Annotated in this window: 28 protein-coding genes; 15 read left to right on the top strand and 13 right to left on the bottom strand. The window is 59.6% G+C overall.

Going from position 1 to position 21,212, the window contains the following annotated elements; all coding sequences use genetic code 11:
• Window positions 1-45: 45 nt before the first annotated feature.
• Window positions 46-591 carry a DUF4410 domain-containing protein gene (locus SNL23_RS03260; RefSeq protein ID WP_076014629.1) on the bottom strand — a complete coding sequence of 182 codons (546 nt, stop codon included), beginning with the start codon at window positions 589-591 and terminating at the stop codon, window positions 46-48.
• 332 nt (window positions 592-923) lie between these two features.
• Here SNL23_RS03260 and SNL23_RS03255 point away from each other — a divergent pair, with 332 nt between their 5' ends.
• The 3 genes from SNL23_RS03255 to pcp are packed head-to-tail and all read left to right on the top strand — an operon-like array spanning window position 924 to window position 3,239.
• Window positions 924-1,637, top strand: a complete 714-nt coding sequence (locus SNL23_RS03255; protein ID WP_076014627.1) for a DUF969 domain-containing protein — start codon at window positions 924-926, stop codon at window positions 1,635-1,637.
• Window positions 1,634-2,584, top strand: a complete 951-nt coding sequence (locus tag SNL23_RS03250) for a DUF979 domain-containing protein (protein WP_063031687.1) — start codon at window positions 1,634-1,636, stop codon at window positions 2,582-2,584. Before SNL23_RS03255 ends, SNL23_RS03250 begins: the two co-directional genes overlap by 4 nt.
• A gap of 7 nt (window positions 2,585-2,591) precedes the next feature.
• Window positions 2,592-3,239 carry a pyroglutamyl-peptidase I gene (pcp, locus tag SNL23_RS03245; protein WP_167665160.1) on the top strand — a complete coding sequence of 216 codons (648 nt, stop codon included), beginning with the start codon at window positions 2,592-2,594 and terminating at the stop codon, window positions 3,237-3,239.
• Here pcp and SNL23_RS03240 read toward each other — a convergent pair.
• From SNL23_RS03240 to SNL23_RS03220, 5 genes are all read right to left on the bottom strand, one after another.
• Complete coding sequence (locus SNL23_RS03240; RefSeq protein WP_167665159.1) at window positions 3,232-4,644, bottom strand: heavy metal sensor histidine kinase; 1,413 nt, start codon at window positions 4,642-4,644, stop codon at window positions 3,232-3,234. The genes pcp and SNL23_RS03240 overlap by 8 nt on opposite strands.
• The gene (locus tag SNL23_RS03235) at window positions 4,641-5,312 is read right to left on the bottom strand and encodes a heavy metal response regulator transcription factor (RefSeq protein WP_063031680.1); all 672 of its coding nucleotides are present in this window, start codon (window positions 5,310-5,312) and stop codon (window positions 4,641-4,643) included. Before SNL23_RS03235 ends, SNL23_RS03240 begins: the two co-directional genes overlap by 4 nt.
• Before the next feature lie 51 nt (window positions 5,313-5,363).
• Window positions 5,364-5,621 (bottom strand): DUF2790 domain-containing protein, encoded by a 258-nt coding sequence (locus tag SNL23_RS03230; protein ID WP_169387664.1) that lies wholly within the window; start codon window positions 5,619-5,621, stop codon window positions 5,364-5,366.
• A 111-nt stretch (window positions 5,622-5,732) separates the two neighbouring features.
• Entirely contained in the window at window positions 5,733-6,503 is a 771-nt protein-coding gene (locus tag SNL23_RS03225; protein WP_318301589.1) for an alpha/beta fold hydrolase, read from the bottom strand.
• Between the two features lie 161 nt (window positions 6,504-6,664).
• On the bottom strand, window positions 6,665-6,877 hold the full coding sequence (locus tag SNL23_RS03220; RefSeq protein WP_318301588.1) for a phage infection protein: 213 nt from the start codon (window positions 6,875-6,877) through the stop codon (window positions 6,665-6,667).
• Between the two features lie 243 nt (window positions 6,878-7,120).
• On the opposite strand from SNL23_RS03220, the gene SNL23_RS03215 reads away from it, so the two are divergent.
• Entirely contained in the window at window positions 7,121-7,795 is a 675-nt protein-coding gene (locus SNL23_RS03215) for an HAD family hydrolase (protein WP_167665155.1), read from the top strand.
• A 60-nt stretch (window positions 7,796-7,855) separates the two neighbouring features.
• Here SNL23_RS03215 and SNL23_RS03210 read toward each other — a convergent pair whose 3' ends face one another.
• Entirely contained in the window at window positions 7,856-8,116 is a 261-nt protein-coding gene (locus SNL23_RS03210) for a hypothetical protein (RefSeq protein WP_076014619.1), read from the bottom strand.
• A 169-nt stretch (window positions 8,117-8,285) separates the two neighbouring features.
• Between SNL23_RS03210 and SNL23_RS03205 the strand changes: the two genes are divergently transcribed.
• Window positions 8,286-8,744, top strand: coding sequence for a DUF2214 family protein (locus tag SNL23_RS03205; protein ID WP_318301587.1), 459 nt, complete (start codon window positions 8,286-8,288; stop codon window positions 8,742-8,744).
• Window positions 8,745-8,863: 119 nt separating this feature from the next.
• Here SNL23_RS03205 and csrA read toward each other — a convergent pair whose 3' ends face one another.
• Complete coding sequence (csrA, locus tag SNL23_RS03200; RefSeq protein WP_003192511.1) at window positions 8,864-9,058, bottom strand: carbon storage regulator CsrA; 195 nt, start codon at window positions 9,056-9,058, stop codon at window positions 8,864-8,866.
• A gap of 248 nt (window positions 9,059-9,306) precedes the next feature.
• Here csrA and SNL23_RS03195 point away from each other — a divergent pair, with 248 nt between their 5' ends.
• Window positions 9,307-9,699 carry a penicillin-binding protein activator LpoB gene (locus SNL23_RS03195; RefSeq protein WP_076014617.1) on the top strand — a complete coding sequence of 131 codons (393 nt, stop codon included), beginning with the start codon at window positions 9,307-9,309 and terminating at the stop codon, window positions 9,697-9,699.
• 42 nt (window positions 9,700-9,741) lie between these two features.
• Here SNL23_RS03195 and SNL23_RS03190 read toward each other — a convergent pair whose 3' ends face one another.
• From SNL23_RS03190 to SNL23_RS03180, 3 genes are all read right to left on the bottom strand, one after another.
• Window positions 9,742-10,431, bottom strand: coding sequence for an endonuclease (locus SNL23_RS03190; protein ID WP_076014616.1), 690 nt, complete (start codon window positions 10,429-10,431; stop codon window positions 9,742-9,744).
• 4 nt (window positions 10,432-10,435) lie between these two features.
• Complete coding sequence (locus SNL23_RS03185; RefSeq protein ID WP_008438695.1) at window positions 10,436-10,687, bottom strand: DUF1654 domain-containing protein; 252 nt, start codon at window positions 10,685-10,687, stop codon at window positions 10,436-10,438.
• A 228-nt stretch (window positions 10,688-10,915) separates the two neighbouring features.
• Window positions 10,916-12,004, bottom strand: coding sequence for an asparaginase (locus SNL23_RS03180; RefSeq protein WP_076014615.1), 1,089 nt, complete (start codon window positions 12,002-12,004; stop codon window positions 10,916-10,918).
• 568 nt (window positions 12,005-12,572) lie between these two features.
• Here SNL23_RS03180 and SNL23_RS03175 point away from each other — a divergent pair.
• The 7 genes from SNL23_RS03175 to SNL23_RS03145 are packed head-to-tail and all read left to right on the top strand — an operon-like array spanning window position 12,573 to window position 19,540.
• Window positions 12,573-13,532, top strand: coding sequence for a sugar ABC transporter substrate-binding protein (locus SNL23_RS03175; protein WP_076014614.1), 960 nt, complete (start codon window positions 12,573-12,575; stop codon window positions 13,530-13,532).
• Between the two features lie 58 nt (window positions 13,533-13,590).
• On the top strand, window positions 13,591-15,144 hold the full coding sequence (locus SNL23_RS03170) for a sugar ABC transporter ATP-binding protein (protein ID WP_076014613.1): 1,554 nt from the start codon (window positions 13,591-13,593) through the stop codon (window positions 15,142-15,144).
• On the top strand, window positions 15,141-16,118 hold the full coding sequence (locus SNL23_RS03165) for an ABC transporter permease (protein WP_017478838.1): 978 nt from the start codon (window positions 15,141-15,143) through the stop codon (window positions 16,116-16,118). Before SNL23_RS03170 ends, SNL23_RS03165 begins: the two co-directional genes overlap by 4 nt.
• 3 nt (window positions 16,119-16,121) lie before the next feature.
• On the top strand, window positions 16,122-17,144 hold the full coding sequence (locus SNL23_RS03160; RefSeq protein ID WP_318301586.1) for a LacI family DNA-binding transcriptional regulator: 1,023 nt from the start codon (window positions 16,122-16,124) through the stop codon (window positions 17,142-17,144).
• A 23-nt stretch (window positions 17,145-17,167) separates the two neighbouring features.
• A complete protein-coding gene (gene rbsK / locus SNL23_RS03155; RefSeq protein WP_318301585.1) occupies window positions 17,168-18,085 on the top strand; it encodes a ribokinase in 918 nt (305 codons plus the stop codon).
• Window positions 18,082-18,486 (top strand): D-ribose pyranase, encoded by a 405-nt coding sequence (gene rbsD, locus SNL23_RS03150; RefSeq protein WP_017478841.1) that lies wholly within the window; start codon window positions 18,082-18,084, stop codon window positions 18,484-18,486. Before rbsK ends, rbsD begins: the two co-directional genes overlap by 4 nt.
• 25 nt (window positions 18,487-18,511) lie before the next feature.
• Window positions 18,512-19,540, top strand: coding sequence for a nucleoside hydrolase (locus SNL23_RS03145; RefSeq protein ID WP_076014609.1), 1,029 nt, complete (start codon window positions 18,512-18,514; stop codon window positions 19,538-19,540).
• A gap of 33 nt (window positions 19,541-19,573) precedes the next feature.
• On the opposite strand, the gene SNL23_RS03140 is transcribed toward SNL23_RS03145, so the two are convergent.
• Window positions 19,574-19,786 carry a hypothetical protein gene (locus SNL23_RS03140; protein WP_076014608.1) on the bottom strand — a complete coding sequence of 71 codons (213 nt, stop codon included), beginning with the start codon at window positions 19,784-19,786 and terminating at the stop codon, window positions 19,574-19,576.
• Between the two features lie 143 nt (window positions 19,787-19,929).
• Here SNL23_RS03140 and SNL23_RS03135 point away from each other — a divergent pair, with 143 nt between their 5' ends.
• Together SNL23_RS03135 and SNL23_RS03130 are read left to right on the top strand one after the other, a co-directional pair.
• Window positions 19,930-20,235 carry a hypothetical protein gene (locus SNL23_RS03135; protein WP_318301584.1) on the top strand — a complete coding sequence of 102 codons (306 nt, stop codon included), beginning with the start codon at window positions 19,930-19,932 and terminating at the stop codon, window positions 20,233-20,235.
• A gap of 147 nt (window positions 20,236-20,382) precedes the next feature.
• Window positions 20,383-20,703 carry an I78 family peptidase inhibitor gene (locus SNL23_RS03130; protein WP_017478844.1) on the top strand — a complete coding sequence of 107 codons (321 nt, stop codon included), beginning with the start codon at window positions 20,383-20,385 and terminating at the stop codon, window positions 20,701-20,703.
• Window positions 20,704-20,776: 73 nt separating this feature from the next.
• On the opposite strand, the gene SNL23_RS03125 is transcribed toward SNL23_RS03130, so the two are convergent.
• Complete coding sequence (locus SNL23_RS03125; protein WP_007905882.1) at window positions 20,777-20,989, bottom strand: cold-shock protein; 213 nt, start codon at window positions 20,987-20,989, stop codon at window positions 20,777-20,779.
• Window positions 20,990-21,212 lie beyond the last annotated feature (223 nt).

Raw genomic sequence — 21,212 nt, 5'->3', positions numbered from 1 at the left:
CGCGTCGCCATCGGCAGCGCGAACAACATGGATGCCGCCAGGTGCTTACTGCGCCTTGGCGTTCTTGATGTCCGCAATCACCTGCTTGGCAATCGCCTGGACCTGCTTCTGCGTCATGGCCGACGCCACGCCTTCCCACGCTGATGACTCGGTTTCATAAGTCCGTGCGCCCAGCGGTGCGCCGGATTTCAAGTCGCAAAAGTCAGCTTTCGAGAACACCCAGGCATTACCCACCAATGCCCCAGCAGCGTAGCGGCTGCCAGCCGTCAGGTAGCGAAACTTGCTGACGTTAATGGTGATGCCAACCCCGTCGGCACTGCCGGTGTTGATGGTGGGTGTTTCCTTGAGGCTATAACCGGCCTGTTGCGCCTCGGTTTGCAGGGCCGCGCCCCATTGTTGCTTGAGCAGTGGCCAGTCCTGGTTTTGCTCGACAGTGGTGTTGCCCTTGAAGCTCACGACCAGGTTTTGTTTAGCCGATTCCGGGATGGCCAGGGTGTCTGCACCACCGCTTTTTACCTTGGCTGCGCAGCCACCCAGCATCGAGAGGGCAACAGCGAACGACAGGGCGTAAAGCGCCTTGGAGGTTTTCATTGAATTTCCGTATCCACAACAATTGAGAAAGGGGGAGGCCACCGCATCGGATGGGGCGGCTACGATGCTTGAACCTCCCGCCGTCTGGCAAGCGATGACTGCCAAATGCCCTCTAACGCTTCAAACACCCACAAACTTTATTGGATTGCAGCAACAATTTTTCTTGTTGGACACCTCCCTCCCCAAGCAGCAAAGATGCCGCCACTGACGCTCGACCTTCCAGGTCAACAATAAAAAATCGAGCCGGGCTGCACGCCGTTTTCTTGCAGTGAACCCTTTGTTCACTACCTGCTTTACTGGCGCCGCAGCGCGCACTTAAGGACCTCACCACCATGCAAACTGTTGTGAACCTATGGCCGCTGATTGGCGTACTCGTCATCGTGGTCGGCTTTGTGTTGCGCTTCAATCCGCTGTTGGTCGTCACGGCGGCAGCGATTGCCACCGGGTTTGCCGCCCACTTCCCGCTGGAAAAGATCCTCGCCACCATGGGCGACGGCTTCCTCCAGACTCGCGCCTTGCAATTGATCCTGTTGTTGCCCCTGGCCGTCATCGGCTTGCTGGAGCGCCATGGCTTGCGCCTGCATGCGCAAAACTGGATCGCGCGCTTTGAGCGGGCCACGGTCGGGCGTTTGCTGATCATCTATCTGTTTGTGCGTGAATCCACTGCGGCCATGGGCCTGACGAGCCTGGGCGGGCACCCGCAGATGGTGCGCCCGTTGCTGGCGCCGATGGCGGAAGGCGCGGCGGAAAAACGCTATGGCAAACTTCCCGACAAGCTTCGCCACAAGGTCCTGGCCATGTGTGCCGCGACCGACAACGTAGGGCTGTTTTTTGGCGAGGATATCTTCGTCGCCTTTGGTGCGATTGCGCTGATGCATACCTTCCTGCTGGGGTCGGGGATTGATGTCGAGCCTCTGCACATTGCGGTCTGGGGCATCCCGACGGCGATCTGCGCCTTCATCATTCACGCCATCCGCTTGCACCGCTTTGACCGAATGCTGACCCGAGAGCTGTCACCGGCCAACAAAGCGGAGGCGGCGCAATGATCATTTCCATTGAATACCTGTACTGGCTGGCCGGCATTCTGCTGGTGATCACCTCCGGGATGATCCTGATGGATCGCACCCACCCCAAGCGCTGGTCGAGTTCGTTGTTCTGGCTGCTGTTTGCCATTCCGTTCCTGGTGGGGGAGCGTCTGCCCTCGGTGGTGGTCGGCGTGGGCGTGGTGGTGATGGCGCTCATCGCGGGCCTGGGCGGCGTAGGCCGCGGCGCGCATGCCCAGTTGCATGACAAGGCCGCACGGGCCAGCGCTGGTCGCCTGGGGCATAAATTGTTTATCCCTGCATTGGCCATTCCGTTGACCACGGTGATCGGCTCGGTATTACTCAAACACACCGAGATCGGCGGCGTGCCGCTGCTGGACCCGAAGAACACCACCTTTGTTTCCCTGGGCATCGGCTGCCTGATTGCACTGGCGCTGGCCTGCTGGCTGACGCGGGACACCCCGGTGCAAGCCCTTCGCGAATCCCGGCGCCTCACCGAAGCGCTGGGCTGGGCGATGGTGCTGCCGCAGATGCTGGCGATGCTCGGGCTGTTGTTCAACGAAGCGGGCGTGGGCACGGCGGTTGCGCACATCACCACCACCTACATCAACCTGGATTACAAGCTGGTTGCGGTGATGGTGTATGTGCTGGGCATGGCACTGTTTACCGTGATCATGGGCAATGGTTTTGCGGCCTTCCCGGTGATGACCGGCGGCGTGGGTGTGCCGGTGCTGGTGGGCATCTACGGCGGCAACCCGGCGGTGATGGCTGCCATCGGCATGTTCTCCGGTTACTGCGGTACGCTGATGACACCGATGGCGGCCAACTTCAATATTGTCCCGGCGGCGTTGCTGGAGCTGCCGGATAAAAACGCGGTCATCAAGGCACAGATGCCGACCGCATTGATGATGCTGGTGGTGAATATTGTCCTGCTCTACCTGCTGATGTGAGGCTGTAATGCGCACTGTATTGCTGACGGGTTTCGAACCGTTTGACCACGACCTTATCAACCCGTCCTGGGAGGCGGTACGCCTGTTGGAGGGTGTGCAGTTGGGCGCTGATGTGCGGATTGTCACGCGGCAGTTACCCTGCGCCTTTGCCACGGCGGGCGAGCGTCTGGCTCAGCTGTTGGCCGAACATCGCCCGCAGATGGTCATTGCTGTCGGGCTGGGCCCCGGGCGCAGTGATATTTCCATCGAGCGGGTCGCGATCAATCTCAACGACGCGCGGATTCCGGACAACCTGGGCGCGCAGCCTATCGATACGGAGGTGGTGCCCGGCGGCCCTGCGGCCTACTTCGGTACCTTACCGAGCAAGGCCATGGTGAAGGCCGTGCGCGAGGCCGGCATTGGGGCCTGCGTGTCGCAAACCGCCGGTACTTTCGTGTGCAATCAGGTGTTCTATCTCTTGCAGCACGCGCTCGCCGGGTCAGCGGTACGCAGCGGTTTCATCCATGTGCCGTGGCTGCCTGAACAGGTGGCGGGCCGCGTGCCCGAGCCGGCCTCGATGGCATTGCCGATGCAGGTTGAGGGCTTGCGGATTGCGCTGCTGACCGCCTGGAATACCCAGGTGGATATCGCTGAAGCGGGTGGGCAAGTCAGCTGAGGTTTTCGGCTTCGCGTCCCGGGAAAAACAACGCGAAGCACGTCACACCGTCCTCGCTGCTGACGCTGTAGCGCCCGTTGTGCAACTGCATGATGGTCGCGACGATGGACAGCCCCAACCCGTTGGAATGCGCCGATCGCTCCCGGGATTCATCCACCCGATAAAACCTCTCGAACAACCTCGGTAAGTGCTCCGCCGGGATGGTTGCCCCTTGGTTGGTCACTGTCAGGCTGATGCCTTCGGCGCTGGGTGTGGCCTGGATCAGCAGTTCAGAACTTGGCGCACCATATTTGATGGCGTTGGCGCACAGGTTGGCCAGGGCACGGCGCAACAGCATCGGTTCGGCCCAGATCACGCCTTCGCCCTGGGCAAGGATGTGGATGTCGACATCGCCCGCGAGGCCTTCGAAGTAGTCGGCCATGCGCTCCACTTCATCGGCGGCATTCAGTTCCTGGCGTTGGCGCAGGGCGCTGGCGGGGTCGGTACGGGCCAGGAACAGCATGTTGTCGAGCATGCGCGCCAGGCGTTCAAGCTCTTCGACATTGGAGGCCAGCAGTTGCTGATAGGCCTCGACGCTGCGGTGTTGTTGCAACGCCACCTGGGTTTCCCCCAGCAAGTTATTGATGGGCGTGCGCAGTTCGTGGGCCATGTCGGTGGAGACCTGCCCCAGTTGCACAAAACCCTTGGCCAGGCGTTCGAGCATGGTGTTGAACGAGTCAATCATCGGCAGCAGTTCTTTCGGTGCGCCCTGGCTGTCGAGGCGCGCGGCGAGGTTGCCGACACCGATGCCCTGGGCATGCACCGCCAGGCGCCGCAACGGCAGCAAGCCGCGATGCACCATCAGGTAACCGACCACCGCCAGTACCAACGCGGCGATGCTGGCGAGGATATAGACACTCAGCCGGTAGCTGGCGAGCACGGCGGTGCGCTCGGTCATCAGGCGCCCGGTGGTGACTTGCAGGCTGCCCAGGTCGCCGGAATCGATGGTGGCAGCCAGCATGGAGAAGGGCACTCCGTTGACGCCAGGCAAATGCTGCACATCGGAGAAGTCCAGGGCATGGTTCCGGGGCACCGGTGTCACGGCGGGCATATCGATGTTGCCGGGGTTCACCTCCAGCAACGGCTTCTGCCCCGGCGCGGCGATGCTCAGCACCGATTCGCGATTGCCCAGCATGTTCTGGAACAGCTCTGGCTTGGTCTTGATCAGGTCCAGGGTGTTGCTGTCGTTCAGCAGATTGCGCAGTTGGTCGACGCGGTAAATCAACGCGGCGTCATCGCGGCGGATCAGTTCGCGCTCAAGCTCGCGGTACAGCGCCACGCCGAGGGTCGCCAGCAGGGCGAACGCCAGCAAGGCAAAGATCAGCGCCAGGCGCAGTGTCAGGGAGTAATGCCGAGGCTTGCTCATGGCTGCGTATCGAAGCGGTAGCCGATGCCGCGCACGCTGTGGATCAGCTTGAGCTGGAACGGGTCGTCGATTTTCAGGCGCAGGCGGCGCACGGCCACGTCGACCACATTGGTGTCGCTGTCGAAATTCATGTCCCACACCCGCGAGGCGATCAGCGAGCGCGACAGCACCTGGTCCTGGTGGGTGGCAAATAAGTGCAACAAGGCGAACTCCTTGTTGGTCAGGGTGATGCGCACGCCGCCGCGGGTGACGCGGCGCTTGAGCACGTCGATCTGCAGGTCGGCGATCTGCAGTTGTTCTTCTTCACGACTTGGCCCGCGCCGGGTCAGGGTGCGCAGGCGCGCCACCAGTTCGGCGAAGGAAAACGGCTTGATCAGGTAATCGTCGGCGCCCAGTTCCAGGCCCTTGATGCGGTCGGCAATGTCGTCCCGGGCGGTGAGGAACAGCACCGGGGTGTCGGCCTCCTTGCGCAGGCGACGCAACACTTCCCAGCCGTCCATTTTCGGCATCATCACGTCCAGCACGATCACGTCGAACGGGGTTTCCAGGGCCTGGTGCAAACCGTCCACACCGTCGCGGGCGAGGCTCACGGAGTAGCCCAGTTCCTGCAGACCGTTAAGCAGGTAGTTGCCCGCCTTGGGCTCGTCTTCGACTACGAGGATATTCATGGGAGTTGCCCTGATGATGTGCCGGTGTTTCGTGGCGCAAGTGTAGCCCGATCAATTGTCATTGGGGCAGCCGATGCCCTGTACCTGATAGTCCAGCACGTGTTCGCGGCCCTGGCTGTCGAGGTAGTCGAGGCGGGCGGGGACGATGCCGCACTGGCCGTAGGTGTCGGTGCTCGACAGCACTTTGGCCACGTCCATGTGCATGAAGAAGCCGGGCGTGTCATGGATCACCGAGGTAGCGGCAGTGGTGCCGGCAAAAGCCGAACCGGTGGCGAGGAGGGCAGCAAAGCCGAGGATAAACAGTTTCATGGCGGTATCTCTCTTTAAGGGTTGGCTGCCGGTATCCGGCAGTGAGTTCACAGTAACCAGGCGACACAAACAGCCAACCAACAGGATGATGACAAGGTTGTAATGAAGGGCTTAAGGCTGGCGACCGGAAGCTTCGAGGATCAGGTCGGTGATTTCCTTGGCGTGGGAAACCAGCGACAAGTGGCTCGACGGCACCTCGATGGTGGTGGCGTTCATGCGTTTCGCGAGGAAGCGTTCCAGGTCCGGGTTGATGGTCTGGTCGTTGCTGGACACCGCATACCAGGACGGCTTGGTGTGCCAGGCGGCGTTGACGGTGCGACCGCTGAACAGGGTTTTGGCGATCGGTTGTTGTACGGCGTACAGCTCCATGGCCTTGGCGTGGGGCACGTCGGCGGCGAAGTACTTGAGGAAGGCGTCCTGGTTCAGGGTCAGGTAGCCGTCGTGCTCCACCACACCGGCACGTACGGGTGTGCTCGGGTACTTGGCGGACAGGGCGACGAAGTCTTCGTTGGCGTCCGGAGCGCGGGCGGCGACGTACACCAGAGAGCTGACCCTGGGGTTGACCCCGGCGTCGCTGACCACGGTGCCGGCGTAGGAATGGCCGACCAGCACGGTAGGACCGTCTTGTTGATCGAGTACACGATTGGTGGCGGCGACGTCATCCGCCACCGAGGTCAGCGGGTTTTGCACGGCGGTTACATGCAAGCCGGCGGCCTGCAGGCGGGTGATCACTTCGGACCAACTGGAACCGTCAGCCCAGGAGCCGTGCACCAGTACCACGTTGTTGGCTTTCACCGGGGCAATCGGGCCGGCCATGGCGGTGCCGGTGCCCAGCATCAACAGGCTGGCGGCGATCAGGCAGAGTTTGCTTACAGGTTTCATCGGGCGGGCTCGCTTCTTTTTCAGTGGGAAGTTGGGTCACCCGCTGTGGGTGACTGACGACTTCACTGTATGAAGTGAGGGTGCTGGCAACACTGACAGCTTCATGACAAGTTTGTAATGCAATGGGCAGCCCGGAGCTGCCCTTGTTGGGCGAAGATTCATCAGACCGTACGGGCTGCCTGCAGGCGTTCAGCGCCACCTTCCGCCAGGCCGCGTTCGTGCAGGCGGTCGGCGCCGCCCTCGGCGAGCAGGTGGGATGTCTGGTCCTTGACCACGGCGGTGTGGGTGTCGGCCGACGCCATGGATGACAGCCCGAGGCCCGCGACGACAGCGAGGCCGAATACCAGGGACGAAGCTTTCGAGAGATTGAACATGATGAGGCTCCTACGAGTGAGTCAGCCGGATTGGCTGGTGGTCGTAGTTAATCCCCAGGGTGTATCCGCCATGTGTGCCCGGGCGTGGCGAAATGCAGGTTCGCGTATCCAGGCAGGCTTTCCATACAGTCCGATACAAACCACGGGAAGGTTTACAGCGTTTGGGGCGATCCGTAGATTGCATCGGGCAAGTGGTTCGTCAGCACCCAAGACCGGGTGACGAAAACATGAGGAAGCCGAGCAGTGTCCACCCGTGATTCAGCTGTATTCGCCAACCGTTACCGCGCCTTCCTGTTCGATATGGATGGCACGCTCCTGAACTCCATTGCCGCTGCCGAACGGGTATGGGCGACCTGGGCTGAACGCCACGGGCTGGATGTCGCGGCCTTTCTGAAGACCATTCATGGCGCCCGGGCCATCGATACCATCACCCGCCAGGCATTGCCCGGGGTTGACGCGCAGGCGCAGGCGCAATGGATTACCGAGGCTGAACTCGAGGATGTAGAAGGGGTGGTGGCGATTGCCGGCGCGGTGGAATTTCTCAACGCGCTGCCCGGCGATCAATGGGCGCTGGTCACGTCCGCACCCAAGGCATTGGCTCTGCGCCGTATGCAGGCGGCCGGGATCAACCCGCCGGCGGTGTTGGTCACCGCGGAGGATGTCGCCAGTGGCAAGCCGGATCCGGCCTGTTATGTGCTCGGTGCGCAACGCCTGGGAGTGCCGGTGCAGGACTGCCTGGTGTTTGAAGATGCCAGCGTCGGGATTCGTGCCGGAGAGGCGGCGGGGGCCGATGTGATGGTAGTGACCTCGACGCACCATACGCCTATGGTCACGGAACACCCCTCGATTGCCGGGTACGAGCATTTACAGGTTTTGCGGGACGAAGCCGGGATGTTGCACCTGCAGCGCCTGAGGTAAAAAAGGCCGATCCGGTTAACCGGATCGGCCTTCTTCATAAACGGACGGCTCTACAGACGGTCAGGACGAGGCTTTCCGGCGATCACTGCGATGGGTTCGCCGACACAGTTTTCGATGAATGGCTGCCTGAATCGGCTGGAGACAGAAGACAAACAAGTACGCGCCCAGGAACAGCGTCAGGTCCAGCCAGGTGTAAGCATTCTCGGAGATGCCTTCCATTTCGTACCGCACGGCATACTCCAACCCGAAAAAAACCACGGCGATCAGCCCGGCGATCACCCAGGACTTGGATAAGTAAGGCTGTTTAACAGGACGCCTCATCAACGTGCTCCTCGGCGCGCTGCAGACTGTAGGGGATTTGTCACGAGTTTCGGCTCTGGAATACTCAACAAGTTCCATTTGTATGCAAGCTGTTTCATGCGTAGAGGGCAGCCAGCGGCTATTACTGTGAAGTGTTCCTGCCGTCCGTCACGCAAAGGGAGTACGCCTTATGTTCGTTCAGTGGTTACTTGCAGCCGTCCATTTACTGGCATTCGCTATGGCGTTGTCGGCCGTGCTCGCCCGGGGCAAGGCGTTGCGCTGCCTGGTGGAGAGTGAACCATCCACCGTGCGCCGCGTATTGATCACGGACAACATCTGGGGAGTTAGCGCCCTGGTGTTGTTGGTAACCGGTGGCCTGCGAGCCTTTGGCGGCTATGAAAAAGGCGGTGATTATTACCTGCACCAGCCGTTGTTTCACGTGAAGATGACGCTGCTGGTATTAATTTTGTTACTGGAGCTCGCGCCGATGATCCGCTTTATCAAATGGCGCATCGCCTTGGCGCGCGGCACGCACCTCGATTTTCACCAGGCAGGTCTTTTTGCGCGCATCAGCCACCTGCAAGCGTTGCTGGTTGTGCTGATGATGATTGCGGCAAGTGGTATGGCACGCGGCGTCAGCTTGGGGTGACGCTGGCCTGGCGTTGGAATAGGGAATAGGACGCGCTGGACGCGGGAAGCCGCGAGCAGGCTAAAGGAGGTTTTCGCCAGCCGTTACAGTGAACGAAAGGGCTGGCTACTGGAGGCGCTTCAAGGTGTCTGGTTTTTATCCGGAGCCGTCAGGCCCGCCTGGATACGTTGGTAGATCTCCTCGCGATGCACGGCAACGTCCTTTGGAGCATTGATGCCGATTCTTACTTGCTGGCCGCTAACGCCCAGGATGGTGATAGTAATGTCATCACCGATGTTTATGCTTTCACCGACTTTGCGGGTGAGTATCAGCATGGACTTCTCCTTGATTGCTTTGAAGGACACATGTTTCAGACAGGGCAGATGTCGGATGTGTGTAGCTTACTGCGAAGCGCTTCCCTGTGGCTGCCTCTTTTAGGACGCATAGAGGCGGCATTAATTCCCATGGCGCCATCATACAGGTCTGCGATACATGATTCGCATTGTTTAAGCCAACGTTTATGACGGCCAGAATAGACAGTGAATGATAAAGTCGCCTCTTTGATCCTCTAAGGAGCAGGGTAGTGCGTAAAGTAGCGATGGCAATTGCGGTGTTGGCATTGGCCGGTTGCGGTGAAGGTAAAAGTGTCGATGCGCCCAAGGCCAGGCCCGCCGCTGCCGAGGCGCCCGCCCAGGCCCAACCAGCGGTCGGTGCGATCGCCTCTCAAGAGTGGGATGTATGGGTGGGGCCGCCGGATCACAAGCTGCAAGCGATAACTGACCTGACCGCGTGGTTGCTGGAACACGGTTTCAGTTTCTATCTGACGAAGGAAGACGGTAAGGACCAGGTACTGCTGGGGCCGTTCAGCACCAAGGCCGAGGCCGAGGCCAAGCAGGTGCAGTTGACCGAGAAACTGGCCACTGCGAAGAAAAATGACACCGTGTCCGAGGTCATCGAACACAAGGTTGCGCAGTAAAGGACCGGCAAGCGGGAGTCCATGAGGCTCCCGTTTTTACGTTCAGCCGCAGGCTTTCAAGTTCACCGGGCCGACAAATTCATTGCCGCGCCCCATCACGCACGCCACGGTTTGATTGCGCTGGCGCTCCCAGGATTGTACCGGGTAGGTCTTGTTCCAGGCTTCGTACAACTGGCGGTCCTGCTTCGACAAGCGCAGGCCATACTGCTTGCTCATATAAAAGTACGTACGGGCGATCATGCCGCGAATGGACGGGCGGGGCATGACTTTCTTGGCCTTGAAGTCCACCTGGGTCAGGCACGATCCATATTGACCGCTTTGTACCGGCAGCCAGCCAAAACTGAAATTGTTTCGGTCGCCATTGACCTCGCCGATACTCGGCACCAGGTTGTGCAGGTCGGCTTCAGCGCGTTTGTACACCGCATCCTTGCGGGTGCAGTTCTTGCGTCCGCCGTCCTGCCAGCACTGGCGCTGATGACCGATCTGCCAGGCCGGAACAATGTGTTCCCATTCAATACGCGCCGCCCGGTTGGCGTTCTTGCGCGGGACATAGCCGCAGGCTTTCAGGTCAACCCGGTTACCGTTGTATTTGCAGCCGCAATAGAACTCCGTGGATTGCGGTTCATACAGCTTCCAGGCGATTTTCTTGGCTTCGCTGAACGTCTTGGGGGCTTGGGCTTGAGCGGTGACAGCAAAAAATACACACAACAGGCTGATAAAACGGACACTCATTGACTCAATCTTCCTTCGGCACTACCCAGAAAATCTGCACGCCACCGTCATCGCGATAAGCGAGGGTGACGTTGTCGTTTTCTGCGATTTCCTCAAGTAGTCGTGCCCACTCGTCTTCCGGTTCCTCAGGCAAACGGAAGATCAACGCCGCCTTGTTTTTTTGAGCGTTGGTGGAATTGATGATTTTTTGCACACGAACGGCCAGGCGTTGATAGGCGTCAGGCGCTGCTGGTGCTGCGGAAGAGGGCTTTGCCACGGAGTATTCCTTATTAGGCTGTACGTGCATACAGTATTTAACTGTGGGCAATTTCGCAACTGCTTAAAATCCAAGAAGTTCTTCTGACAATGGTTTTGCCGATTTGGTGTAGGAGGGCTTTGTTTTTCAAGGGTTTTTTGCGCGGGGGTAAAGCGGGGTGAATTGCAACCGCTCGCGGTGCGCCACGAGCGGGATGGCCCAACCGTTAATGGTCAGGCCTGGGATCGATCAATATTCCCAGAACATCCGTTGCAGTTCCTTGCTGTCCTGAGTCTTGGTCAGGGCGACCATGGCCAGGATGCGGGCTTTCTGCGGGTTCAGATCATGGGCAACGACCCAGTCGTATTTGTCGTCAGGCTGTTCGGCGTTACGCAGAACGAAACCGCCGGCATTTACGTGGGAAGAGCGAATGATCTGCACGCCTTGCTTGCGCAGTTCCTGCAGGGCCGGTACTACCTTGGAAGACACCGAACCATTGCCGGTGCCGGCGTGGATGATGGCTTTCGCGCCGGCCTGGGCCAGGGCCTTGTAGGCAGTGTCGCTTACGTTGCCGTAGGAGTAGGCGATTTCGACGTCCGGCAGACTTTTGATGGTCTTGATGTCGAATTCCGAGTTCATGGTGTGGCGCTTGGCTGGCAGGCGGAACCAGTAGGATTTGCCTTCAACCACCATGCCCAGCGGGCCCCACGCGCTCTTGAACGCTTCAGTCTTGATGTTGATCATCTTGCTGACGTCGCGACCCGACTGGATCTCGTCGTTCATGGTCACCAGTACGCCTTTGCCGCGGGCGTCTTTGCTGCCGGCGACGGCTACGGCGTTGTACAGGTTGAGCATGCCGTCAGCCGACATGGCGGTACCCGGGCGCATCGAACCGACCACGACGATTGGCTTGTCGGTCTTTTCCACCAGGTTGAGGAAGTAGGCGGTCTCTTCCAGGGTGTCGGTACCGTGGGTGATCACGATGCCATCGACGTCCTTGCTGTCGGCCAGTTCGGCGACGCGGCGACCCAGTTGCAGGAGGTTTTCGTTGGTGATGCTTTCGGAGGCAATTTGCAACACTTGCTCACCGCGAACATTGGCGATCTGACTAAGCTCAGGAACGCCGGCGATCAATTGTTCGATGCCGACTTTGGCGGCCTGGTAGGTCGCACTGTTGGCCGCGCTGGCGCCAGCGCCGGCGATGGTGCCGCCGGTGGCGAGGATCACCACGTTGGACAGTTTTTGCTGGGTTTCAGCTTCTTTTGCCTGAGCGGCAACAGGGAACAGCAGCAGGAGGGCTAACGCGCCCGGAACGAAGGTTTTCAAAGCAGATTTCATTATTCTTCTCTCTAGTTTTTGATGAGTGCTGATGCAGGTTCATCTAGAAACACCCGGGCGGTTCTGAACGCCGCGAGGTGCTGAGTAAGAGCAGGATTTGTACCAGCGGTATTTTGTTATTCAATAGAATTTAACTTATTGATTTATATCTATTTTTATTTGATTTTCAGGCAAGGTTTTTCGTTTCGCGTCCGGCTTTCCGAACAAAGCGCCGGGTTGCTGTTCGGTTGTCCGAAAAGGATGACGGGAAAAAGACGGAGTAATACGGGGCAGGCACACCGCAGCCTGTCGTTTTAGAGAACGGTCAGGCGCCGCTGATGTTTAAGCAGAACACTCAATGGTCGAGAGGGCAGGGCGTAGAGCGGATTCATCAAAAGGCTGTTTTCTTCCGTTGACAAATCCCGACAAGCTTCTCATAGTTTGACCTAACGCAAACGTTTGCGAGATGTTTCACGGGGTGCTCCCTGAGTGTCGTGAAAGCTCGTATCAGCCGCCCGGGTGGGATGGCTGCCGAAGCGTTCTTCGGTACAAGCGTTGCTCACAATAATCATAAGATCGGAGTGAACCCATGAAGCTGCCATTCGCTGGACGTCTTCTTGCTGTCGCTGTGCTTGCTGCCGCATCCGCTGCCCTGCCTCTTTCCTCTGCATTTGCTGCCGAGACCGCCGCCAAACCCAAGGTCGGCCTGGTCATGAAATCCCTCGCCAACGAATTCTTCGTCACCATGCAGGACGGCGCCAAGTCCTACCAGAAAGAACACGCCGCCGATTTCGACATGATCACCAACGGGATCAAGAACGAAACCGATACCTCTGCGCAGATTGATATCGTCAATCAGATGATCCTGTCCAAGGTTGACGCGATTGTCATTGCGCCTGCCGACTCGAAAGCCTTGGTCACCGTGCTGAAAAAGGCCTCGGACAAGGGCATCAAGATCGTCAACATCGACAACCGCCTCGATGTGGACGTACTGAAAAGCAAAAACCTGGATATCCCATTCGTAGGGCCTGACAACCGCAAAGGCGCACGCCTGGTCGGTGAAGAACTGGCCAAGCACCTCACCAAGGGTGACCAGGTGGGCATCATCGAAGGTGTGTCTACCACCACCAACGCCCAACAGCGTACCGCTGGCTTCAAGGACGCGATGGATGCCGCTGGCATGAAGATCGTTTCTACCCAGTCCGGCGAGTGGGAAATCGACAAGGGCAACGCGATCGCCGCTGCCATGCTTCAGGCAAACCCGAACATCAAGGCACTGTTGGCCGGTAACGACAACATGGCCCTGGGCGCCGTCTCCGCCGTGCGTGGCGCTGGCAAGGCCGGCAAAGTGCTCGTGGTTGGCTACGACAACATCGAGGCTATCAAGCCGATGCTGCAGGACGGCCGCGTCCTGGCCACCGCCGACCAGGCGGCTGCCCAGCAAGCCGTTTTCGGTATCCAGAATGCTCTGAAGCTGGTCAAGGGTGAAAAAGTCGATTCTGTGGATGGCATGATCGAAACCCCGGTCGAACTCATCCTCAAGAAGTAATTCCCCGGCAGCACCAAACAGCGTCCGCTCACTCGAGCGGACGCCTGGAGACGTTCCTATGTCATCTTCCGCACCGAACGCTGTCCTCTCGGTCAGCGGTATCGGCAAGACCTATGCCCAACCGGTTCTGTCCGACATCACCCTGACGCTCAATCGTGGGGAAGTGTTGGCGCTTACCGGTGAAAATGGCGCGGGGAAAAGCACCCTGTCGAAAATCATCGGCGGGCTCGTCACGCCGACCGACGGCCAGATGCAGTTCAATGGCCAGGCCTACACGCCGGGCAGCCGGACCCAGGCTGAAGAGCAGGGTATCCGTATGGTCATGCAGGAACTCAACCTGCTGCCAACCCTGACGGTCGCCGAAAACCTGTTCCTCGATAACCTGCCCAGCCACGGTGGCTGGATCAGCCGCAAGCAACTGCGCAAGGCCGCGATTGAAGCCATGGCCCAGGTTGGCCTGGACGCCATCGACCCGGACACCCTGGTCGGCAGCCTCGGCATCGGCCACCAACAGATGGTCGAAATTGCCCGCAACCTGATCGGCGATTGCCACGTATTGATCCTCGACGAACCCACGGCAATGTTGACCGCCCGTGAAGTCGAGATGCTGTTTGAACAAATCACCCGCCTGCAAGCCCGCGGCGTGGCGATTATCTATATTTCTCACCGGCTCGAAGAGCTCGCCCGTGTCGCCCAGCGCATTGCGGTACTGCGTGACGGCAAGCTGGTGTGTGTCGAGCCGATGGCCAACTACAACAGTGAGCAACTGGTCACGCTGATGGTGGGCCGCGAACTGGGCGAGAAAATCGACCTGGGCCCGCGCACCATCGGCGCGCCGCTGTTGACGGTAAAAGGCCTGACCCGCTCGGACAAGGTCCGCGACGTGTCCTTTGAAGTGCGTGCCGGCGAAATCTACGGCATCTCCGGCCTGATCGGTGCTGGCCGTACAGAGTTGCTGCGCCTGATCTTCGGTGCCGATATCGCCGACAGCGGCACGGTGGCCCTGGGCACCCCCGCCCAAGTCGTCAGCATTCGTTCGCCCGTCGATGCGGTCGGTCATGGCATCGCCCTGATCACCGAGGACCGTAAAGGCGAAGGCCTGCTGCTGACTCAATCCATCGGCGCCAATATTGCCTTGGGCAACATGCCGAAGGTCTCCAGCGCTGGCTTGGTGAATAGTCGTGACGAAACCGCCTTGGCCAAGCGCCAGGTCGACGCCATGCGCATCCGCAGTTCCAGCCCGGCGCAGTTGGTGTCGGAGCTGTCGGGCGGTAACCAGCAGAAGGTGGTGATTGGTCGCTGGCTGGAGCGCGATTGCGAAGTGATGTTGTTCGATGAGCCGACCCGGGGCATCGACGTTGGCGCCAAATTCGATATTTATGCGTTGCTCGGCGACCTGACCCGCCAGGGCAAGGCGCTGGTGGTGGTGTCCAGCGACCTGCGTGAGTTGATGCTGATCTGCGACCGCATCGGCGTGCTCTCCGCCGGGCGCCTGATCGAGACTTTCGAGCGCGACAGCTGGACCCAGGACGAATTGCTTGCGGCCGCATTTGCCGGCTATCAGAAACGTGATGCGCTGCTCAACGACGCAGCGCCTAGGAATACCCCATGAAAACCACTTCTTCCCCCGCAAAACATGGCGGCAACTTCTACGGCCTGGGCACTTACCTGGGCCTGGCCGGTGCTTTGCTGGCGATGATCGCGTTGTTCTCGTTCCTGAGCGATCACTTCCTCTCTTACGACACCTTCAGCACCCTGGCCAACCAGATTCCCGACCTGATGGTGTTGGCGGTCGGCATGACCTTCGTACTGATCATCGGCGGTATCGACCTTTCCGTAGGCTCGGTGCTGGCTCTTGCTGCATCGGCTGTCAGCGTGGCAATTCTCGGCTGGGGCTGGAGTGTGTTGCCGGCAGCCATATTGGGCATGGGCTGCGCCGCGTTGGCCGGGACCATTACTGGTTCCATCACCGTGGCCTGGCGCATCCCGTCGTTCATCGTGTCCCTCGGCGTGCTGGAAATGGCCCGCGGCGTGGCGTACCAGATGACCGGCTCGCGCACCGCATACATTGGTGATTCGTTCGCCTGGCTGTCCAACCCGGTGGCCTTCGGGATTTCGCCTTCGTTCATCATCGCGTTGCTGGTGATCATCGCCGCGCAGCTTGTGCTGACGCGTACCGTGTTCGGTCGCTACCTGATCGGCATCGGCACCAACGAAGAGGCCGTGCGCCTGGCCGGTATCAATCCAAAGCCCTACAAGATCCTGGTGTTCAGCCTGATGGGCCTGCTGGCCGGCGTGGCGGCACTGTTCCAGATTTCGCGCCTGGAAGCGGCAGATCCAAACGCCGGTTCCGGCCTGGAGCTGCAAGTGATTGCGGCCGTGGTAATCGGCGGCACCAGCCTGATGGGCGGGCGTGGCTCGGTGATCAGTACGTTCTTCGGCGTGCTGATTATCTCGGTACTCGCGGCAGGGCTGGCGCAGATTGGCGCCACTGAACCGACCAAACGTATCATTACCGGTGCCGTGATCGTGATCGCGGTGGTGCTGGATACTTACCGCAGCCAGCGCGCCAGTCGGCGAGCCTGAGCCATGGCAACGATCAAGGATGTGGCGGCGCTTGCGGGAATTTCCTACACCACGGTGTCCCATGTGGTGAACAAGACGCGCCCGGTCAGCGAGCCGGTACGGATCAAGGTCGAAGCGGCCATCAAGCAGCTCGACTACGTGCCCAGTGCGGTCGCGCGATCGCTGAAGGCCAAGACCACCGCGACCATCGGCCTGTTGGTGCCCAACAGCCTCAACCCGTATTTTGCGGAACTGGCCCGGGGCATCGAGGATTACTGCGAACGTAATGGCTATTGCGTGATCCTCTGCAACTCCGACGATAATGCCGAGAAGCAGCGTAGCTATTTAAGGGTGCTGCTTGAAAAACGCATCGACGGTTTGATCGTGACCTCCGTGGGCGGTGATGACAGCGGCCTGGCAACGGGCCTGAAAGCGGTGCGTACGCCGATGGTCATCGTCGACCGCGCGCTCGACGGGATCGATGTGGACCTGGTGCGCATCGACCACGAACAGGGCGCTTACCTGGCGACCCGGCACCTGCTGGATTTGGGGCACCGCGACATTGCCTGCATTGGTGGCCCGAGCCATACCCGCGTGGCGCAGATGCGTATGGCGGGCTATTACCGCGCCCTGGCCGAGGCCGGGCTTGAAGTACCGGCCGGCCGCGTGCTGGAGAGTGATTTCACCAGTACCAGCGGGTATGCGGCGGCGGCGCAATTGCTGGCGGATAATCCCCCCAGCGCGATTTTTGCCGGCAACGACATGATCGGCTTCGGCGTATTGCGCGCGGCGGCCGAGCGTAATATCCGCGTGCCCGGCGAGCTGTCGGTGATCGGCTTCGATGATATTCAAATGAGCCAGTACGTGTACCCGGCGCTGACCACGGTGGGCCAGTCGATCCTGCAACTGGGAGAGATGGCCGCCGAGCTTTTACTGCGACGAATTGCGACACCCCAATTGCCGATCGATCAACGCATCGTCACGCCGAGTATTGTCCTGCGCGAGTCGACGGCGCCGTTGGCCGGTGTGTTTGCCCAATACCGCTGAACCGAATTGATGAGTACTGATGTATGCCAGCAAAAGTAGTGGTAATAGGCAGCCTGAACATGGACCTGGTCACCCGGGCCAGCCGGCTGCCCCGCGCCGGTGAAACCCTGATCGGCCAATCGTTTTCCACCGTTCCCGGCGGCAAGGGCGCAAACCAGGCGGTCGCTTCGGCGCGTCTTGGGGCCGAAGTCGGGATGGTCGGTTGCGTGGGCACCGATGCCTATGGCGCGCAATTGCGCGACGCACTGTTGGTGGAAGGTATCGATTGCCAAGCCGTCAGCACCGTCGACGGCTCCAGCGGTGTGGCGCTGATCGTGGTGGATGACAGCAGCCAGAATGCGATTGTCATCGTCGCCGGCAGCAATGGCGAATTGACCCCCGCCAAATTACAGACCTTTGACAGCGTGCTGCAGGCTGCCGACGTGATTGTCTGCCAGCTTGAGACGCCGATGGAGACTGTTGGCCATGCCCTCAAACGCGGTCGCGAACTGGGCAAGACGGTGATCCTCAACCCGGCGCCGGCCAGCGGTCCGCTGCCTGAGGATTGGTACGCCGCCATCGATTACCTGATTCCCAACGAAAGCGAAGCCTCGGCCTTGAGTGGCGTGGTGGTGGATTCACTGGACAGCGCCAAGGTCGCCGCCACGCGCCTGATCAAGGCCGGTGCCGGTAAAGTCATCATTACCCTCGGCGCCGAGGGTGCATTGTTTGCCGATGGCCAGGGCTTTGAGCACTTGGTGGCGCCCAAGGTCAAGGCGGTCGATACGACCGCTGCCGGTGACACCTTCGTCGGTGGTTTTGCGGCGGCACTGGCTAACGGTAAAAGCGAGTCTGAGGCCATTCGTTTTGGCCAGGCGGCTGCTGCGCTGTCGGTCACCCGTGCCGGTGCGCAACCGTCCATTCCTACATTGCATGACGTCCAAGGTTTAGTGTCCTCATGAAAAAGACTCCCTTGCTTAATATCGCGCTGTCGCGGGTGATCGCATCCCTTGGCCACGGCGACATTCTGGTGATCGGTGATGCCGGCCTGCCGGTGCCGCCTGGCGTTGAGCTGATCGACCTGGCGCTGACCAAAGGCATCCCGGATTTCGTCAGCACCTTGCGCATTGTTCTCAGCGAAATGCAGGTGGAAAGCCATGTGCTGGCGGAAGAAATCCTGCTCAAGCAACCGCCGGCCCTGGCTGATCTCAATACCCTGACCGAACAGGCCGCCCTCGGCGAGCGCCGCCTGCTCAGTCATGAAGAGTTCAAGCAGCTCAGCCGCAAGGCGAGGGCGGTGGTGCGCACCGGTGAGTGCCAGCCTTACTGCAATATCGCGCTGGTCTCCGGCGTAACGTTCTAGAATTCCCAACGACAAGGAGTGCGTCATGCAACGTGGTACCCAAACCCTGCGACACCTTTTCCGGAGTGTGCTGCTTTTGTCCTTCCTAACTGCTGCAAGCGCCCACGCGGCGGAAAAAATCGACCTGATCATCGATACCGACCCCGGTGCGGACGATGTGGTGGCCTTGCTGTTCGCCATGGCTTCGCCCGATGAGCTGAACATCCGCGCGCTGACCACCGTTGCCGGTAACGTGCGCCTGGACAAGACCTCCCGCAATGCGCGCCTGGCTCGCGAGTGGGCAGGGCGCGAGGAAATTCCGGTATACGCCGGTGCACCAAAACCGATGCTGCGCACGCCGATCTACGCCGAAAACATCCACGGCAAGGAAGGCATCTCTGGCGTCACCGTGCATGAGCCGAAAAAAGGCCTGGCCGAAGGCAATGCCGTTGATTACCTGATCAAGACCCTGAGCACCGCCAAGCCACACAGCATCACCATCGCCATGCTCGGCCCGCAGACCAACCTGGCGCTGGCATTGACCCAGGCGCCGGAGATCACTCAAGGCATCAAGGAAGTGGTAGTGATGGGTGGCGCGCACTTCAACGGCGGCAATATCACGCCGGTGGCTGAGTTCAACCTGTTCGCGGATCCGATCGCGGCCGAGATCGTGCTCAAAAGTGGCGTCAAGCTGACTTACCTGCCATTGGACGTGACCCACAAGGTCCTGACCAGTGAAGCACGCCTGAAGCAAATCGCTGCGTTGAACAACAACGCGAGCAAGGTGGTGGGCGATATTCTCAATGAATACGTCAAAGGCGACATGGAGCACTACGGCATCCCGGGTGGCCCGGTGCATGACGCTACTGTCATTGCCTACCTGCTCAAGCCTTCGCTGTTCAGCGGCCGTGAAGTCAATGTGGTGGTGGACAGCCGTGAAGGCCCGACCTTTGGCCAGACCATCGTCGATTGGTACGACGGCCTGAAACAACCGAAGAACGCGTTCTGGGTTGAAAACGGCGATGCCCAAGGCTTCTTCGATCTGCTGACCGAGCGTCTTGGTCGCCTGAAGTAAGCGGTTTACCGGTCGGCGTTCGTCGGCCGGGTCTTATTCGCGCTCGGGGTCTGGTGCCCCCATGTGATCGGCCGGGTATTTCTCGAATACCTGGCCGATAAATGCCTGCGCGGCCTGAGTTCCCAGTTCCTTGACCAGCAGGTCGATACCGATGATTGCCAACTCCTCCGGGCTGCCCGGGCTATAGGAGCTTTGCCCTTGGGGCCACTTGGCTTTGATGTCGGCGTGGATCGTAACGATGGTCATGGGTGTCTCGCGAGGCTGGAAGGCGGTTGGTGCTGTCTTGCGAGTGGAGTTAACCATTTTGCGCGGCGTTTGGCACTGCTACTTAGGCATGAGGGGAGGGCTGTGCGACACTGTTCGCCTGTTTAATTGCCAGGGCAAACCGCGTGCAGATCGATTTGAACAACCCCGAGAACCTGACGCTGGAGGCTGTGAAACAGTTGCTGGCCTCCGCCAGTGACAACGTTCACACCCAATTGCGCGTCACCAAAGCCGGCATTGCCTACATCTCTTCGGGCGTGGTGGGCGGTGTTGATATCGACGGCCTGCTGTTTCGTCTCGAAACCTGGGCGGCGGGTTCCGGTTATGTCGGCAACGTCGCAGCCAGCGACGAGGTGTGGGTGATGCAGATTTTCAATGCGCTCAAGCAGAACTGGCCGACGCCGCCGTTTGATTACATCGACATCTACTGAGCGCGTTCATATCTGGTGACGATTGATTCGCTGGCGCCCAGCGCCGACTCAGGCAGACTGGCCAACGGCCAATTGTGACAATTCTGAAACCAATCGGCCAAACCGCGGTCGCACGGTCTCTGCCCATTTTTTCTTAAAGGAGGCTTCATGCCTTGGAAGCTCGCATCATTCGGTACTTTGTTGGCTGCGCTTGTCTTGACGGGTTGCAGCACCCCGGGTACCTCTGAGCCAGCCAAAGACACTGCCGTGACCGATGCTGGTCATAGCCGCTGTGAGGCGAAGGCTGCCGAGTTCGCAATCGGCCAGAAGGCTTCGCCACAACTGCTGGAACAGGCCCGTAGCCGCGCCGGTGCGCAGAACGCACGCATTCTCAAGCCAGACGACATGGTCACCCTGGAATACCGTTCCGATCGCCTGAACCTTAATACCGATGACAACCTGGTGATCAATCGCGTCAATTGCGGCTGATTGCTTCAGCGCTTTTCTCCAGGCCATAAAAAACCCCGTCACATGGACGGGGTTTTTTTAGTTCTGCGCGGAATTACTCTGCGCGAACCTGTGCAGCTTGCATACCCTTTTGGCCTTTCTCAGCCACGAAGGAAACGGTTTGGCCTTCTTTCAGGCTTTTGAAACCGTCGCTTTCGATAGCTTTGAAGTGTACGAACAGGTCGTCACCGCCACCTTGAGGAGTGATGAAGCCGAAGCCTTTTTCATCGTTGAACCATTTAACGGTGCCGGTTTGGCGATTAGACATGGTGTATCTCCAAGAAACATATATTTTCAGTAGTGCTGTGCTGCTCAGGCCAACTGGGCACACCGAGCTATCATAGTCGAAATGTTCGACTTGGGAGCCCCCCCAAGGCATTGTTTGCTAATCAATCGTGTTGTGTTTCATGCCTTGGTTGGCTAAAAGCCCCGAACTACGGGGCTTTTAGGCGAAATATCAGTTGGTAAAAAAAGCCGTAAAAGCTGCGTAA

The sequence above is a fragment of the Pseudomonas sp. SED1 genome (assembly GCF_034044025.1).
Taxonomy (GTDB): Bacteria; Pseudomonadota; Gammaproteobacteria; order Pseudomonadales; family Pseudomonadaceae; genus Aquipseudomonas.
This window is presented reverse-complemented; position numbering and strand designations above follow the sequence as displayed.